This is a genomic window from Mesorhizobium sp. M0019 (genome assembly GCF_040323975.1).
In the GTDB taxonomy this organism is placed as follows: Bacteria; Pseudomonadota; Alphaproteobacteria; order Rhizobiales; family Rhizobiaceae; genus Mesorhizobium.
The window spans coordinates 169,113-183,983 of record NZ_JAMYVK010000003.1 but is presented as its reverse complement, the minus strand read 5'-3'; the positions used below and the strand labels follow the sequence as shown (position 1 = coordinate 183,983).

Below are 14,871 nucleotides of genomic sequence, written 5' to 3'. Positions count from 1 at the left end.
ACGAACTCTTCATTTCCACGCTTCAGGCGGATGTATCCGTCATAGCGGCTATACACCCAAGCTATTGGCTTGCAACGATATTCTTCGGGGATCAATGACGCTACGAGGTTGTCATGAACCGCGCAGTTGGACGATGTCGACGGCCGGCCATGGACAAGAATGCCCTCATCCATTGCTGGGGTCTGGGTGCTCAAGCCACGGACTGTAAGCAGATCGCCTTCTGCAATAAGCTTGAACCCCTCTTTGAGAAGATCGGTTGACGAGGGACCCTCACCGGACCCAGCAAGCGACACTTCAGCGGAAGCCGCAAGGCATGCCGCGGCCAGAAACGCCTTTGACGGTCGAGCCATTCCCATCATCACCGATCGACCTCACCAAACACGATGTCGAGTGAACCCAACACGGCGGTGACGTCGGCCAACATGTGGCCGCGACACAAAAAGTCCATGGCCTGGAGATGCGCGAAGCCGGGCGCGCGCAGCTTGCAGCGGTAGGGCTTGTTGGTGCCGTCGGAGACGAGATAGACGCCGAACTCGCCTTTCGGCGCCTCGACGGCCGCATAGACCTCGCCGGCCGGCACGCGGTAGCCTTCGGTGTAGAGCTTGAAGTGATGGATCAGCGCTTCCATCGAGCGCTTCATCGCCGCACGCTTCGGCGGCACCACCTTGCCGTCGAGGTTCGACACCGGCCCGCTGCCTTCCTTGCCGAGCAACAGGTCGACGCACTGGCGCATGATCTTGGCCGACTGGCGCATCTCTTCCATGCGCACCAGATAACGGTCGAAACAGTCGCCGTTCTTGCCGATCGGAATGTCGAAATCCATCTCGGCGTAACATTCATAGGGCTGCGATTTGCGCAGGTCCCAGGGTGCACCCGAGCCGCGCACCATGACGCCCGAAAAACCCCAGGCCCAGGCGTCGGCCAGAGACACCGTCGCGATGTCGACATTGCGCTGCTTGAAGATGCGGTTGCCGGTCAAGAGCGAGTCGAGGTCGTCGAGCGATTTCAGGAACGGGTCGATCCAGCTGCCGATGTCCTCGATCAGCTTCTGCGGCAGGTCCTGGTGGACGCCGCCGGGGCGGAAATAGGCGGCATGCATGCGCGAGCCGCTGGCACGCTCATAGAACACCATCAGCTTTTCGCGTTCGACGAAGCCCCACAGCGGCGGCGTCAGCGCGCCGACATCCATCGCCTGCGTCGTCACGTTGAGGATGTGCGACATGATGCGGCCGATTTCCGAATAGAGCACTCGGATCAACTGGCCGCGCTTCGGCACCTCGATGCCGAGCAGACGCTCGGCGGCAAGCGCAAAGGCATGCTCCTGGTTCATCGGCGCGCAATAATCGAGCCGGTCGAGATAGGGCACGGCCTGCAGATAAGTCTTGGCCTCGATCAGCTTTTCCGTGCCGCGGTGCAACAGCCCGATATGTGGATCGACGCGATCGACGACTTCGCCGTCAAGCTCCAGCACCAGACGCAAAACGCCATGCGCCGCGGGATGTTGCGGGCCAAAATTGATGTTGAAGTTGCGAACGGAGGTTTCAGCCATGAGCGTGTTGCTCGCGCGCCACGTGAATGGTGAATGGTGAATGGTGAATAGTCATTGGCCTGAATCGACCTCCAGCGATCGAATGAACGAACGCATCATCTTCCCTAACTTCTCGAACCTGACCGACAACAGCCCTGCACTCTTCTCGTCCAACAGTCCCACGCTCATCGAAAGAAGCGTATGGGTTTCCAGTTCCTTCAACGAACCTTGCGCAATACGAAGGAACTGAACGAAGGGCTTGCGCTGACCGCGGCCGAAACCCTCGGCGATATTTGCCGGTATCGACGATACCGCGCGCCGCATCTGGGATGTCATGCCGAACATTTCCTCTCGCGGGAATGCTTTCGTCGCGAGATAGATGTCCGCAGCCAATACCATCGAATCCTTCCATACGTTCAGATCTCGATAGTCGTTGATTTTCCCGGACGTTCCATCCCGCTTTTCCATTCACTATTCACAATTCACCACTCACTGCTTTGCCTTCTCGTCGCCCGGAAGGACGTAATCCGTCCCCTCCCAAGGGCTGAGAAAATCGAAATTGCGGAATTCCTGCTTGAGCTCCACCGGCTCGTAGATGACGCGCTTGGCTTCGTCGTCGTAACGCACCTCGACGAAGCCGGTCAGCGGAAAGTCCTTGCGCAGTGGATGGCCTTCAAAGCCGTAATCGGTCAGAATCCGGCGCAGATCCGGATGGCCTGAAAACAGCACGCCGTAGAGATCGTAGGTCTCGCGCTCGAACCAGTCGGCGCCGGGATAAATTCCGGTGATCGACGGCACCAGCGTCTCTTCGTCGGCCTGGACCTTGATGCGGACGCGGATATTCTGTCTCGGCGACAGCAAATGATAGACCACATCGAAGCGCTTTGCGCGCGATGGATAATCGGCGCCGCAAACGTCGATGATCGAAATGAACTGGCATTTCGGGTCGTCGCGCAGGAAGGTCACCACCTCGATCAGGTCGCGCGGCTCGACCGAGATGGTGAGTTCGCCATAGGCGAGCACCGCCACGCCGATCCGGCCGATCAGCTTCTCGCCGAGATAGGTCGAGAGGTCATTCAACGCCTGGGTCATGCCGCTCACCGCTCGATCGTGCCGGTGCGGCGGATCTTCTTCTGCAGCAGAAGGATGCCGTAAAGCAGCGCTTCAGCGCTCGGCGGGCAGCCGGGCACGTAGATGTCGACCGGCACGATGCGGTCGCAGCCGCGCACCACCGAATAGGAATAATGATAATAGCCGCCGCCATTGGCGCAGGAGCCCATCGAGATGACGTAGCGCGGCTCCGGCATCTGATCGTAGACCTTGCGCAGCGCCGGCGCCATCTTGTTGGTCAGCGTGCCGGCAACGATCATGATGTCGGACTGACGCGGAGACGCGCGCGGCGCGACACCGAACCTCTCCGAGTCATAGCGCGGCATCGACGTATGGATCATCTCGACCGCGCAGCAGGCGAGACCGAAGGTCATGAACATCAACGAGCCGCTGCGCGCCCAGGTGATCAGCGCCTCGGTCGAGGTGACGAGAAAGCCCTTGTCGGCGAGCTCGTTGTTGATCTCCAGGAAGAATGGATCGTCAGACCCTACCGGCCTGCCGGTGTTGGGGTCGATGAGGCCCTTGGGCTTCGGCGCGACGAGCGTGCCGGAACTGTCGTTCAATCCCATTCCAGCGCTCCTTTTTTCCATTCATAGGCAAAGCCGATGGTCAGCACCGCCAAAAACACCATCATCGACCAGAAACCGAGCATGCCGATCTGACTGAACGACACCGCCCAAGGAAACAGGAAGGCCACCTCCAGATCGAAGATGATGAACAGGATCGATACCAGGTAGAAGCGGATATCGAACTTCATGCGGGCGTCGTCGAACGAGTTGAAGCCGCACTCATAGGCCGAAAGCTTTTCCGGATCGGGGTTGCGGTAGGCCACCAGGAAGGGTGCGGCGAGCAGCGCCAGCCCGACGATCAGCGCCACGCCGATGAACAGGACGATGGGCAGGTACGAACCTAAAAGTGCGTTCATGCTGCAGTTTCCGTTGGCGGCCAATCCACTCTGATTACAGCACCGGACCCACTTGCGGAAGCGTGACAGTTTAACCACTGAACCGTTTTAAGGGGGCTCTATGCTGCAACGCGGCGAGGGTTAGCGCAGCGCTTTCGGCGAAGCAAGTCAAACCTTGTTCAAATCGCGGTGCTGGACGGGCATATCCGGGAAAACTGGTCCGATCCGCTCCTGTTTGATTTCCTGCACTTTTTACTCCACTTTTCTCTCCTGACATGGATGCCGCCAAAACCCTGCTAGCATGGCACGGAATCGTAGGTCATTTTCTCTGTCTAAAATTGTCCGGATGCCGCCTTCATGAAGGAAAAAATCTCGCTTGCCACGGCCCGCCGCATCGCGCTGGCGGCACAGGGATTCAATGACCCCCGACCCGCCGGTACACCCGACCGCCGGCATCTGGCCCGCGTGCTTGCCCGTACCGGCCTGCTGCAGATCGATTCCGTCAGCGCCGTGGTGCGCGCCCACTATATGCCGCTCTATTCGCGGCTTGGCCCCTACAAGCTGGCGCTGCTCGACGACGCCGCCGTAACGCGCAAGCGCATGGTCTTCGAGTATTGGGCGCATGAAGCCTCGTTCTTGCCGGTCGAGACCTATCCGCTGATGCGCTGGCGCATGCAGCGGGCCGAACGCGGCGACCAAATGTACAGCGGACTGGCCAAATGGGGCCGCGAGCACGCCGCCTATATCGAAGACATCTATCGCGAGGTCGCCGAACGAGGCCCGATCGCGGCGTCGGCTTTCGAAGGGCAGAAGGGTTCGGGCGGCTGGTGGGGCTGGAGCCATGCAAAGCACGCCTTCGAATGGCTGTTCTGGGCCGGCCGCATCACCACGGCGCATCGCCGCGGCTTCGAACGGTTCTACGATCTGCCGGAGCGCGTGCTGCCGCCAACAATACTGAGTCTGCCAACGCCCTCCCCCGAAGACGCTCACCGCGAATTGCTGCGCATCTCGGCCCGTGCCCACGGCATCGCCACGGCAGGCGACCTGCGCGACTATTTCCGCCTCTCGCCCGCCGACATCAAGGGCCGCATCGAGGAGCTGGTCGAGGCCGGCGAGCTGTTGCCGGTGAGCGTCGACGGCTGGAACAAAACAGCCTATCTCCACAAGGACGCCCGTTTGCCGCGCAAGATCGAGGCGCGCGCCTTGCTCGCGCCGTTCGATCCCGTCGTCTTCGAACGATCGCGCACCGAGCGGTTGTTCGATTTCCACTACCGCATCGAGATCTACACGCCGGCCGAAAAGCGCCGGTATGGCTATTATGTGCTGCCATTCCTGCTCGGCGACAGCATCGTCGGGCGTGTCGACCTCAGGGCCGACCGCCCGGCCGGCGTATTGCGCGTCCATGCCGCCTATGCGGAGCCCGGCGCCCCGCCACAAACCGCTGCCGAACTCTTCGAGGAATTGAAGCAGATGCAGGGCTGGCTCGGGCTTGAGCGCATCGAGGTGACAGCTGCCGGCGACCTTGGCCAGCCGCTAGCGGATATCGCCGCGTCATAGACGTGCGTTGACACGACTGCCTCCACAAGCCTAAATCCGTTCCAGACGGTCCCCTGCCCGCAACGGCAGGGGCCAAGAGGGAATGCGGTGCGAAATCTCGATTTCAAATCCGCGGCTGTCCCCGCAACTGTAAGCGACGAGCCTCGGCCGAAAACCACTGGGATATTCCCGGGAAGGCGGCACCCAGGCGATGACCCGCGAGCCAGGAGACCTGCCGTCTAGGACATAAGAATCCGATCGCCTGGCGGGTTTTCCGGGCAAGGAGCCTGATTTGGAACGCGACAGCAGTTTTCCGGCTGAGACAGCGGATTTATTGTCCGGCCATGGTGATTCCCCGGCCGGCGTTACCGTCATCGTCTGCTCGTCCTGCCGTGACGAGACCGGTTCGGACGCTCATCCGCGCGCCGGCGAACTGCTCGCAGAGGACACGCGCCGCGCCGCTTCCAGCGAAAACATCAAAATCCGTACCGTCGAATGCCTCGGCAATTGCAAGCGCCGGCTCAGCGCGGCCATGCTGCGCGACGGCTGCTGGAGTTACGTCTTCGGTGATCTGACCACGACCAGCGGCGCCGATCTCGTCACCGGGGCAAAGCTGTTCGCCACCTCGACGGATGGGCTCATTCCATGGCGCGGCCGTCCCGATTGCCTGAAGCGCGGCCTGGTTGCCCGCATCCCTCCCCTTGACCTTTTGAAGGACCTGACATGACCGCTGCCTCCCTTTCGCGCGTTCCCTGCACCGTGGTCACCGGCTTTCTCGGCGCCGGCAAGACGACGTTGATCCGCCATTTGCTCGAAAACGCCAAAGGCAAGCGCCTGGCCATCATCGTCAACGAGTTCGGCGACATCGGCATCGACGGCGAGATCCTGAAGGGCTGCGCCATCGACACCTGCCCCGAGGAAAACATCGTCGAGCTGGCCAATGGTTGCATCTGCTGCACCGTCGCCGATGATTTCGTCCCGGCGCTGGACCAGATCCTGTCGCTGACGCCGAGGGTCGACCACATCCTGATCGAGACATCCGGCCTCGCTTTGCCCAAGCCGCTGGTCCAGGCCTTCCAGTGGCCGTCGGTGAAAAGCCGCGTGACGGTGGACGGCGTCATTGCCGTGGTCGACGGACCGGCGCTGGCTGATGGCCGCGTAGCCAACGACATGGACGCCCTGCAGGCCCAGCGCGCGCAGGACGAGACGCTCGACCATGACGATCCGGTCGAGGAAGTGTTCGAAGACCAGCTCGCCTGCGCCGACCTGATCATCCTGTCGAAGAGCGACCTGATGGACGCAGCCGGCTCGGTCCGTGCCAATGCCGTCATCGGCAAGCACGTTGCTCGGGCGGTGAAGATCGTGCCGACTTCGCAAGGCAAGGTCGACCCGTCGGTGCTGCTCGGCCTCGGCCTCGCCGTCGAGGACGACATCGAGAACCGCAAGACCCACCACGACGACGAGCTCGACCACGAACATGACGATTTTGACTCGTTCGTCATCGACATCACGTCTGTGTCCAACCCGGACGAGCTCGCACAACGGGTCGCCACGGCGGCGGAGGAAGAAAACGTGTTGCGCGTCAAGGGTTTCGTCGAAGTCGGCGGCAAGCCGATGCGGCTCCTGCTGCAGGCCGTCGGTCCGCGCGTCAACCACTATTACGACCGCGCCTGGACCGCCGAAGACGACCGCCGCTCGCGCCTGGTCGTCATCGGCCTGAAAGGGCTGAACCGCCCGGCCATCGAGCGTATCCTCGCCGGCTGACCCAGGTACGAGCCGCGATGCACATCCTCACCACCACATCCGCCTCGCTCGACGATCTCGCCGAGCCTGTCGATCTCAGGCAAACGCCTGCGGATGTCGTGGCGCTGTCCTTCACCGACAGCGACCTGGCCGGGCTGGCGGCGGCGTGGAAGGCAGATGCGCACCGCCTGCCGTCGATGCGGCTCGCCGCCTTGCGCGACCTGCGCCATCCGATGTCCGTCGACCTGTGGATCGACAGTGTCGCCCGCCACGCCAAGGTCATTCTGGTCCGCATCCTCGGCGGCTACGAGTGGTGGCGCTATGGCTGCGACCAGCTCGCCGTTATCGCGCGAAATCGCGGTATCAAGCTGGCGCTGCTGCCCGGCGAGAGCCACGACGAGGATTTGCGGCTGATCGAAGGCTCGACGCTGCCGCGCGAGGAGTTGGACGGCCTGCTTGGCTATTTCCGCGAGGGCGGACCGGCGAATATGACGGCGCTGGTGCAGAGGCTGGCAAGTCTCGCTGGATCGGGTGCGGCGGTAGCCGAACCTGTTAGCGTGCCAAAGGCGGGATTTTACGAGCCGGGACTGGGGGTCGTAGAACGCGGCGTCCCCCTCCCCCTCGAGGGGAGGGTCCGGCCGCAGGCCGGGGGTGGGGTCCTCTCCGAAGCGCGCCTACACAAAACGTCGCGCATTGCCGTGACGACCCCACCCGGCTCTGCGGGCCACTCTCCCCTCGAGAGGGAGGGGGACGTCGTGCCAATTCTCTTCTACCGTTCGATGCTGCTCGCCGCCGATGTTGCGCCCATCGACGCGCTTTTCGAAGCCCTGCGCCACCGCGGGATGGCTCCCGTGCCTATGTTCGTCTCCAGCCTCAAGGACCCGGCGTCGCTCGCCTTTGTCGAAACCGCGCTCGCAACCCTGAAGCCTGCCGCCATCATCACCGCCACGGCTTTCGCCTCGGGTGCCGAGCCCGGCGTTGAAACCCTGTTCGACCGCGCCGGCGTGCCGGTGTTCCAGGTCATCGTCGCGACCACCCGCCGCGACATCTGGCAAACCAATCAGCGCGGCCTGGCGCCCGCCGACCTTGCCATGCATGTCGTCCTGCCCGAGCTCGACGGCCGCATCCTGGCCGGCGCCATTTCATTCAAGGGCGAAAGCGAAACCGACCCGGCGCTGGCCTTCCGCGCCTTCGCCAACCGGCCTGAGCCCGACCGCGTGGCGCAAGTGGCGAACCGTGTCGAGGCCTTCGTGCGCCTGCAGCGGACGCCGCGTGCGGAGCGCAAGCTCGCCATCCTGATCCCCGACTATCCGAGCGCCCCCGGTCGCACCGGCTACGCGGTTGGTCTCGACGTGCCGTCCAGCGTGCTGGCAATGCTGCACGACCTGAGCGAACAGGGCTACGCCGTTGAAAGGATTCCGCAAACGCCGCGCGAGTTGCTGGATGCGTTGGGGCGTGGAGGTGAAGGGTTGGGGTTTGAGGACTATCTCGAATACTCGGCGGAATTGCCTGCTGAGGCGATAGCTGCCGTGACGGCCGCATGGGGGAATGCGGCAGATGACACAAGTTTGTGCGAGGCACCCCCCTCTGTCCTGCCGGACATCTCCCCCTCAAGGGGGGAGATTGGCAGTTCCGCCACCGGCTCTCCCTTAAGGCCCTCGGTAATTGGCGAAAGCAGAGACAACAGCGCAATCTCCCCCCTTGAGGGGGAGATGTCCGGCAGGACAGAGGGGGGTGTTCAAGCGCCTGCCGCCGCAAAATTCGCCTTCCGCGCAGCCACCTTCGGCAACGTCACCGTGGCACTCGCACCTGACCGCGGGCGCTCAGCCGACCGCCGCGCCGACTATCACGACCCGACGCTGCCGCCGCGCCATGCGCTGGTCGCCTTTGGCCTCTGGCTGCGCAAGTCGCTCGGCATCCATGCAATTGTCCATGTCGGCGCCCACGGCACGCTGGAGTGGCTGCCCGGCAAGACCGTGGCGCTCAGCGAAAACTGCTTTCCCGAGATAGTCACCGGTCCCCTGCCCATCATCTATCCCTTCATCGTCTCCAACCCGGGAGAGGCAGCACAGGCCAAGCGGCGCATTGCCGCCGTCACGCTCGGCCATCTGCCGCCGCCGCTGACCGGCGCCGGGCTGGACGAAAACCAGCACAGGCTTGAACGACTGGTTGACGAATATGCCCAGGCCGACGGGCTCGACCGCCGCCGCCGCGACCGCCTGGCGAAGCTGATCGTCGAGACGGCGGAAAAGACCGGCCTCGCCTCAGAGGCAGGCGTCGCCAGGGCCGACGCAGCCGACGAGGCTTTGCGCCGCATCGACGCCTGGCTCTGCGATCTCAAGGATTTCGCCATCAAGGACGGCCTGCATATTTACGGCCGCTCGCCCGAAGGCGAGACCGATCCGTTGCGCCGGCAAAGCGCGGCAGCTGAAAAGGCCGCAGTGCTTGCGGCCCTCGACGGCCGCCATATCGCTGCCGGTCCGGCCGGTGCGCCGGCGCGTGGCCGGCGCGATGTGCTGCCCACCGGCCGCAATCTGTTTACCGCCGATCCGCGCACCATGCCGACGCCGACCGCCTATGATCTGGGCAGGGTGGCAGCGGAGGAAGTCGTCCGCAGCTACATGCAATCGCATGGCGACTGGCCGCGCTCGCTGGTCATCGATCTCTGGGGCTCGGCCTCGCTGCGCACCGGCGGCGAGGAGATCGCGCAAGGCCTGGCGTTGATGGGCTGCCGGCCGCAATGGGATTCCGCCACCGGCCGCATCACCGGCATAGATGTGCTGCCGCCGGCAACACTCGGCCGTCCGCGCATCGATGTCACCTGGCGCATATCGGGCCTGTTCCGCGACATGTTCCCGACCCAGATCGCGCTGATCGACGCCGCGGCCAACGCGGTGGCGACCCGCGACGAGGATGATTCGGAAAACCCGCTCGCCGCTAGGACCCGCATCGACGGCAAGATCAGCCCGCGCATTTTCGGCACCTCGCCGGGCACTTACGGCGCGGGCGTCGAGGACTTGTTGTCGAGCGGCGACTGGGCCGCGCGCGAAGAGATCGGCCGCACCTATCTCGCCGCCACCTCGCACGCCTATGGCGGCTCCGAGGGCAAAGGCATTTCGGCGCCCGGCGCGTTCGAGGATCGCCTCGCCGAGGCCGATCTTCTGGTTCATACCGGCGACGACCCCGGCCGCGACATCCTCGAAGGCTCGGCCGACGTCGCCTTCATCGGCGGCTTTTCGGCAGCACTTGCCGCGCTCGGCAAAAACGCCGACGTGATCGTGCTCGACACCACGGACCCGCAAAGACCGAAGCCGCGCTCGATCAGTGAGGCCGTGTCGCGCGTCGTGCGGGCACGCGCCGTCAATCCGCGCTTCATCGCCGGCCAGATGCGTCATGGCCCGCGCGGCGCCTCGGAATTCGCCGAGACGGTCGACCGGCTTGTCGGCTTTGCTGAGACTACCCATGCCATATCGGGCACGCTGATCGAGGCGGTGCACGACGCCTATCTTGGCGACCCCGTGGTGCGCGCCTTCATCCTGCGCGAGAACCCGGCGGCGGCGAAGGTGATTGCCGAGCGTTTGCTGTCGGCACGGCGGCGCGGGCTCTGGCATCCGCTGCGCAATTCGATCGATGACGATCTCGCCGCACTGATTGCCGAAGCGCAAGCTCTGGGAGTGGCGGCATGAACGCTTTCTCGCGCCGTGGCGCCTGCCCTGCCTTGTCCGCGCCGATGCAGACCGGCGACGGGCTGCTGGTGCGGCTCAATCCGGTCGCTGGAGGACTGTTGCCGAAGTCGTTGATCGGACTCTGCGAATCTGCCTTGCGCCATGGCAACGGTATCATGGAAGTGACCGCCCGCGGCAGCCTGCAGATCCGCGGCCTGACGCCGGCAAGCGCGCGGCTGCTGGCGATGGAGGTCGATGCGCTCGGCATCGCGGTGCGCACCGGCGTGCCGGTCGAGACCGGCCCGCTGGCCGGGCTCGACCAGGAGGAGATAGCCGACCCGCGCCCAATGGCGCGGCGGATTCGGGCGGCAATTGAGGACGCCGGTGTTACGCAACGCCTTGGCCCGAAGGTGTCGGTGATTGTTGACGGCGGCGGGCAGCTGACAATGGATGCGGTTACGGCCGATGTCAGGCTGGTCGGGGTGCGGGCCGCCGACGGAATTAAGTGGCGGGTATCGCTCGCCGGAGATGCGCAGGGTGCCACGCCGCTGGCGATGTCCGAGGAAGATGCGGCTTGTGACATCGCCGTCGCCATTCTCAGGATGGTTGCCGAAAAGGGCCGCGATGCCCATGCGCGGGATTTGACGGCGAGGCAGCTGAGATCTCTCGCAAGTTGGCGATCCGTCGCGCCCCCCTCTGTCCTGCCGGACATCTCCCCCACAAGGGGGGAGATTGCGCCCTCATCTCGGCTTTCGCCTATCACCCGAGGTCCTGAGCCGCCGCTGAAGCTGCCGATCTCCCCCCTTGTGGGGGAGATGTCCGGCAGGACAGAGGGGGGCGCGACGGAACGCCAGCCCATCGGAGTTTTTAACCTAGCCGCCGCAATCGCCCTCGGCATCGGCCTGCCGTTCGGCAGCATACCAGCGCAAAAACTTATCGATCTCACCCAATACGCCCTCACCCTCGGCACCACCGAAATCCGCCTGGCGCCGGGTCGCGCGCTGCTTTTGCTTGGCCTCTCCCCAGCCGCATGTCTTTCACTCCAGAAAACCGCCGCAACCCTCGGCTTCGTCACCGACGCAGCCGATTCGCGCACCAGGATCGCCACCTGCCCCGGCGCACCCGCCTGCGCCTCCGGCCGGATCGCCACCCGCGACATCGCCGAGATCATCGCTACAGAAAACCGCGACATCCTCGATTCCTCCTTAACGCTGCACATCTCCGGCTGCGCCAAGGGCTGCGCCCATCCCGGTCCGGCGGCGCTGACCCTGGTCGGTGGCGAAAACGGAGCCGGACTTGTCGTGGACGGGACGGCAAAGGCATTGCCCGCCGGATACAGGCCGGGCTACGACGCCGCGCACGGCATCGGCCGCGTTGCAGCGGTGATCCGCAGCGCACGACATCCCGGCGAAACCGCTGCCGCCTGCCTGGCGAGGCTCGGCGCGGCCGGCATCACCGAAATCTATCGACAGGAATGAGCATGCCCGCCCAGAACGCCTACGACTACATCCGTGACGGCACGGCGATCTACGAGCGCTCCTTCGCCATCATCCGCGCCGAGGCCGACCTGTCGCGCTTTTCCGAAGCCGAGGCCGACGTCGCCATTCGCATGATCCATGCCTGCGGCCAGGTCGACGCTTGCAGGCACTTCGTTTTCTCGAGCGATTTCGTCGCCGCCGCGCGCACGGCCCTGGGCGCCGGCGCGCCGATCTTCTGCGACGCGCAGATGGTCTCGCACGGCGTCACGCGCGCCCGGCTGCCGGCCGGCAACGATGTGATCTGCACGCTGCGCGATCCGCGGACCGCTGACATCGCGAAAAAGATTGGCAACACCCGCTCGGCCGCCGCGATCGACCTGTGGGGCGAGCGCATGGCCGGTTCGGTCGTCGCCATCGGCAATGCGCCGACAGCCCTTTTCTATCTGCTGGAAAAACTGCGCGACGGCGCGCCGAAGCCGGCGGCGATCATCGGCATGCCGGTCGGGTTTGTCGGCGCCGCTGAATCGAAAGATGCGCTGGCCGAAAATTCCTATGGCGTGCCTTACGCCATCGTGCGCGGCCGGCTGGGCGGCAGCGCCATGACCGCCGCCGCCCTCAATGCATTGGCGAGGCCGGGCCTATGAATGCGATTGCAAAAGGCAGGCTTGTCGGCGTCGGCACCGGACCCGGCGACCCGGAACTCTTGACGCTGAAGGCAGTGCGCGCGCTGGCTGAGGCCGATGTCGTCGCGCATTTCGCCAAGCGCGGCAACAACAGCAATGCGCGCGCCATCGTCGGCGCCCATTTTCGCCCTGATTTGATAGAGTTGCCGCTGCTTTATCCGGTGACGACCGAAATTAATAAGGATCACAGCGATTACCGCTCGCAGATCACCGATTTCTACGAGGAATCGGCCGAAAAGGTCGCCGCGCACCTCAGCGCCGGCAGGATGGTCGCGGTGCTTTCGGAAGGCGATCCGCTTTTCTACGGCTCCTACATGCATCTTCATGTCCGGCTGGCGCACCGTTTTCCGACCGAAGTCATTCCTGGCGTCACCGCCATGTCCGGCTGCTGGTCGGCGACCGGCCTGCCGATCGTCCAGGGCGACGACGTGCTGACGGTGCTGCCGGGCACCATGAGCGAATTCGAGCTGACGCGGCGCCTCGCCGACACCGACGCTGCGGTGATCATGAAGGTCGGCCGCAACCTGCCCAAGATCAGGCGCGGGCTGGAGGCAACCGACAAGCTGGCGCGGGCCATCTATGTCGAGCGCGGCACCATGCCGGGCGGCGTCTCGATGCGGCTGGCCGATAAAAAGGACGACCAGGCGCCTTATTTCGCCATCGTGCTGGTGGCCGGCTGGTCGGGCCGGCCAAGCGCATTGAAAGCCGAAGCATGAGCGGCCGCCTCACTGTCATCGGCCTCGGGCCCGGCAACGCCGACCAGGTGACGCCGGAGGCAAGCCGCGCCGTTGCCGAGGCAAAATTCTTCTACGGCTACAAGCCTTATCTCGACCGGCTCGATCTGCGCCCCGACCAGATTCGCGTCGCTTCCGACAATCGCGAGGAACTCGCGCGCTCCAGGGACGCGCTGCTCAAGGCTGTGGAAGGCCACGATGTCGCCGTCGTGTCGGGCGGCGATCCGGGCGTCTTCGCCATGGCCGCGGCCGTCTGCGAGGCGATAGAGGCGGGCCCACCCGAATGGCGCGCGGTCGACATCGCCATCGTGCCCGGTATCACCGCCATGCTCGCCGTCGCCGCCCGCATCGGCGCGCCGCTCGGCCATGATTTCTGCGCCATCTCGCTGTCCGACAATCTGAAGCCGTGGGACCTGATCGAGCTACGCCTGCTGGCGGCAGCCGGCGCCGGCTTCGTCATCGCGCTCTACAACCCGATCAGTAAGGCGCGCCCATGGCAGCTAGGCCGCGCCTTCGAATGCCTGACGGCGATCCTGCCCGGCACCACGCCGGTGATCTTCGGCCGTGCCGCCGGCCGTCCCGACGAGCGCATCGAGGTTTTTCTGCTGGCCGACGCCGATGCCGCGAAGGCCGACATGTCGACCTGCATCATCATCGGCTCGCCGGAAACCAGGATCATCAAGCGGGGTGACAAGGCCGCGCTGGTCTACACGCCGCGTTCGGCAGCGGGCCCAAGAACATGACCGACCAGAAAATGATCGACCATCGCGGCAAGAGATTCGACGGTCTCAGCCGACGTGACGTCCGGCAGCGCCGGCCTGCGGATCATCACCACCTCGATTCCCAGCGCTCGCGCCGCCGCGATCTTGCCGTAGGTCGCCTCGCCGCCGCTGTTTTTGGAAACAACGACTTCGATGCCACGGCTTCCGAGCAGCGCGCGCTCATCGACCTCATGAAACGGCCCGCGCGCCAAGAGATAGGTCGCGTCGGGCACAGCGAGCCTGGGCTCGACCGGGTCGACACTGCGGATGAGATAATGATGCTGGGGAGCGGCCTTGAAGGCAGCGACCTCCTGTCGCCCGAGCGCCAGGAACACGCGGCGCGGCACCGATCCCAGAGCCGTCACCGCGCTGGCAACGGTGTCGACCAACATCCAGCGATCACCTTCGACCGCCTCCCATCCGGGACGCCTGAGCGCAACGATAGGCACGCCGGTCATGCGCGCTGCTTCCGCCGCATTGGCGGAGATTCGCGCCGCATAGGGATGCGTGGCGTCGATCAGCAGGTCGATCTTGTTCTGGCGGAGATACGCCGCCAGCCCGCCGGCACCGCCGAAGCCGCCGACCCGCACCGGCACCCCCTGCGCGGCCGGGTTTTCGGTGCGGCCGGCCAGCGACAGTATGACCGAAATATCCGCGCGCGCGGCCAGCTTTCCGGCCAGTTGCCGGGCTTCGGTGGTTCCGCCGAGGATCAGAATGCGGTGGGTCATC

Annotated in this window: 14 protein-coding genes and 1 riboswitch; of the genes, 8 read left to right on the top strand and 6 right to left on the bottom strand. The window is 64.6% G+C overall.

Annotation, left to right across the window (positions count from 1 at the left end; translation table 11 throughout):
• Positions 1-358: 358 nt before the first annotated feature.
• Genes NKK47_RS04365 through NKK47_RS04345 form a run of 5 tightly spaced genes read right to left on the bottom strand, consistent with a single transcriptional unit; the run spans position 359 to position 3,563 of the window.
• A complete protein-coding gene (locus NKK47_RS04365; protein WP_023676629.1) occupies positions 359-1,549 on the bottom strand; it encodes an NADH-quinone oxidoreductase subunit D in 1,191 nt (396 codons plus the stop codon).
• Positions 1,550-1,600: 51 nt separating this feature from the next.
• Complete coding sequence (locus NKK47_RS04360; protein WP_352575199.1) at positions 1,601-1,996, bottom strand: four helix bundle protein; 396 nt, start codon at positions 1,994-1,996, stop codon at positions 1,601-1,603.
• 21 nt (positions 1,997-2,017) lie between these two features.
• Complete coding sequence (locus tag NKK47_RS04355; RefSeq protein ID WP_023676630.1) at positions 2,018-2,620, bottom strand: NADH-quinone oxidoreductase subunit C; 603 nt, start codon at positions 2,618-2,620, stop codon at positions 2,018-2,020.
• A 5-nt stretch (positions 2,621-2,625) separates the two neighbouring features.
• Positions 2,626-3,207: a NuoB/complex I 20 kDa subunit family protein gene (locus tag NKK47_RS04350; RefSeq protein WP_023670824.1), complete on the bottom strand. Its 582-nt coding sequence runs from the start codon at positions 3,205-3,207 to the stop codon at positions 2,626-2,628.
• Positions 3,198-3,563 carry an NADH-quinone oxidoreductase subunit A gene (locus NKK47_RS04345; protein ID WP_023676631.1) on the bottom strand — a complete coding sequence of 122 codons (366 nt, stop codon included), beginning with the start codon at positions 3,561-3,563 and terminating at the stop codon, positions 3,198-3,200. The genes NKK47_RS04350 and NKK47_RS04345 overlap by 10 nt, the downstream gene beginning before the upstream one ends.
• 336 nt (positions 3,564-3,899) lie before the next feature.
• Here NKK47_RS04345 and NKK47_RS04340 point away from each other — a divergent pair, with 336 nt between their 5' ends.
• From NKK47_RS04340 to NKK47_RS04305, 8 genes are all read left to right on the top strand, one after another.
• Positions 3,900-5,099, top strand: a complete 1,200-nt coding sequence (locus NKK47_RS04340) for a winged helix-turn-helix domain-containing protein (RefSeq protein WP_352575197.1) — start codon at positions 3,900-3,902, stop codon at positions 5,097-5,099.
• Between the two features lie 29 nt (positions 5,100-5,128).
• Positions 5,129-5,332, top strand: a riboswitch (cobalamin riboswitch).
• Between the two features lie 38 nt (positions 5,333-5,370).
• A complete protein-coding gene (locus tag NKK47_RS04335) occupies positions 5,371-5,805 on the top strand; it encodes a DUF1636 family protein (protein ID WP_352458247.1) in 435 nt (144 codons plus the stop codon).
• The gene (gene cobW, locus NKK47_RS04330) at positions 5,802-6,842 is read left to right on the top strand and encodes a cobalamin biosynthesis protein CobW (RefSeq protein ID WP_352458248.1); all 1,041 of its coding nucleotides are present in this window, start codon (positions 5,802-5,804) and stop codon (positions 6,840-6,842) included. Before NKK47_RS04335 ends, cobW begins: the two co-directional genes overlap by 4 nt.
• A gap of 17 nt (positions 6,843-6,859) precedes the next feature.
• Entirely contained in the window at positions 6,860-10,507 is a 3,648-nt protein-coding gene (locus NKK47_RS04325) for a cobaltochelatase subunit CobN (RefSeq protein WP_352575195.1), read from the top strand.
• Positions 10,504-11,964, top strand: a complete 1,461-nt coding sequence (gene cobG, locus NKK47_RS04320; RefSeq protein ID WP_352575193.1) for a precorrin-3B synthase — start codon at positions 10,504-10,506, stop codon at positions 11,962-11,964. The genes NKK47_RS04325 and cobG overlap by 4 nt, the downstream gene beginning before the upstream one ends.
• Positions 11,961-12,608: a precorrin-8X methylmutase gene (locus tag NKK47_RS04315; RefSeq protein ID WP_502903603.1), complete on the top strand. Its 648-nt coding sequence runs from the start codon at positions 11,961-11,963 to the stop codon at positions 12,606-12,608. The genes cobG and NKK47_RS04315 overlap by 4 nt, the downstream gene beginning before the upstream one ends.
• Positions 12,605-13,363, top strand: coding sequence for a precorrin-2 C(20)-methyltransferase (locus tag NKK47_RS04310; RefSeq protein WP_352456471.1), 759 nt, complete (start codon positions 12,605-12,607; stop codon positions 13,361-13,363). Before NKK47_RS04315 ends, NKK47_RS04310 begins: the two co-directional genes overlap by 4 nt.
• The gene (locus NKK47_RS04305) at positions 13,360-14,124 is read left to right on the top strand and encodes a precorrin-3B C(17)-methyltransferase (protein WP_352456472.1); all 765 of its coding nucleotides are present in this window, start codon (positions 13,360-13,362) and stop codon (positions 14,122-14,124) included. The genes NKK47_RS04310 and NKK47_RS04305 overlap by 4 nt, the downstream gene beginning before the upstream one ends.
• Here the strand turns inward: NKK47_RS04305 and NKK47_RS04300 are convergent.
• Complete coding sequence (locus NKK47_RS04300) at positions 14,088-14,870, bottom strand: cobalt-precorrin-6A reductase (protein ID WP_352456473.1); 783 nt, start codon at positions 14,868-14,870, stop codon at positions 14,088-14,090. The two genes, NKK47_RS04305 and NKK47_RS04300, sit on opposite strands and share 37 nt — an antisense overlap.
• Position 14,871: the final 1 nt, after the last annotated feature.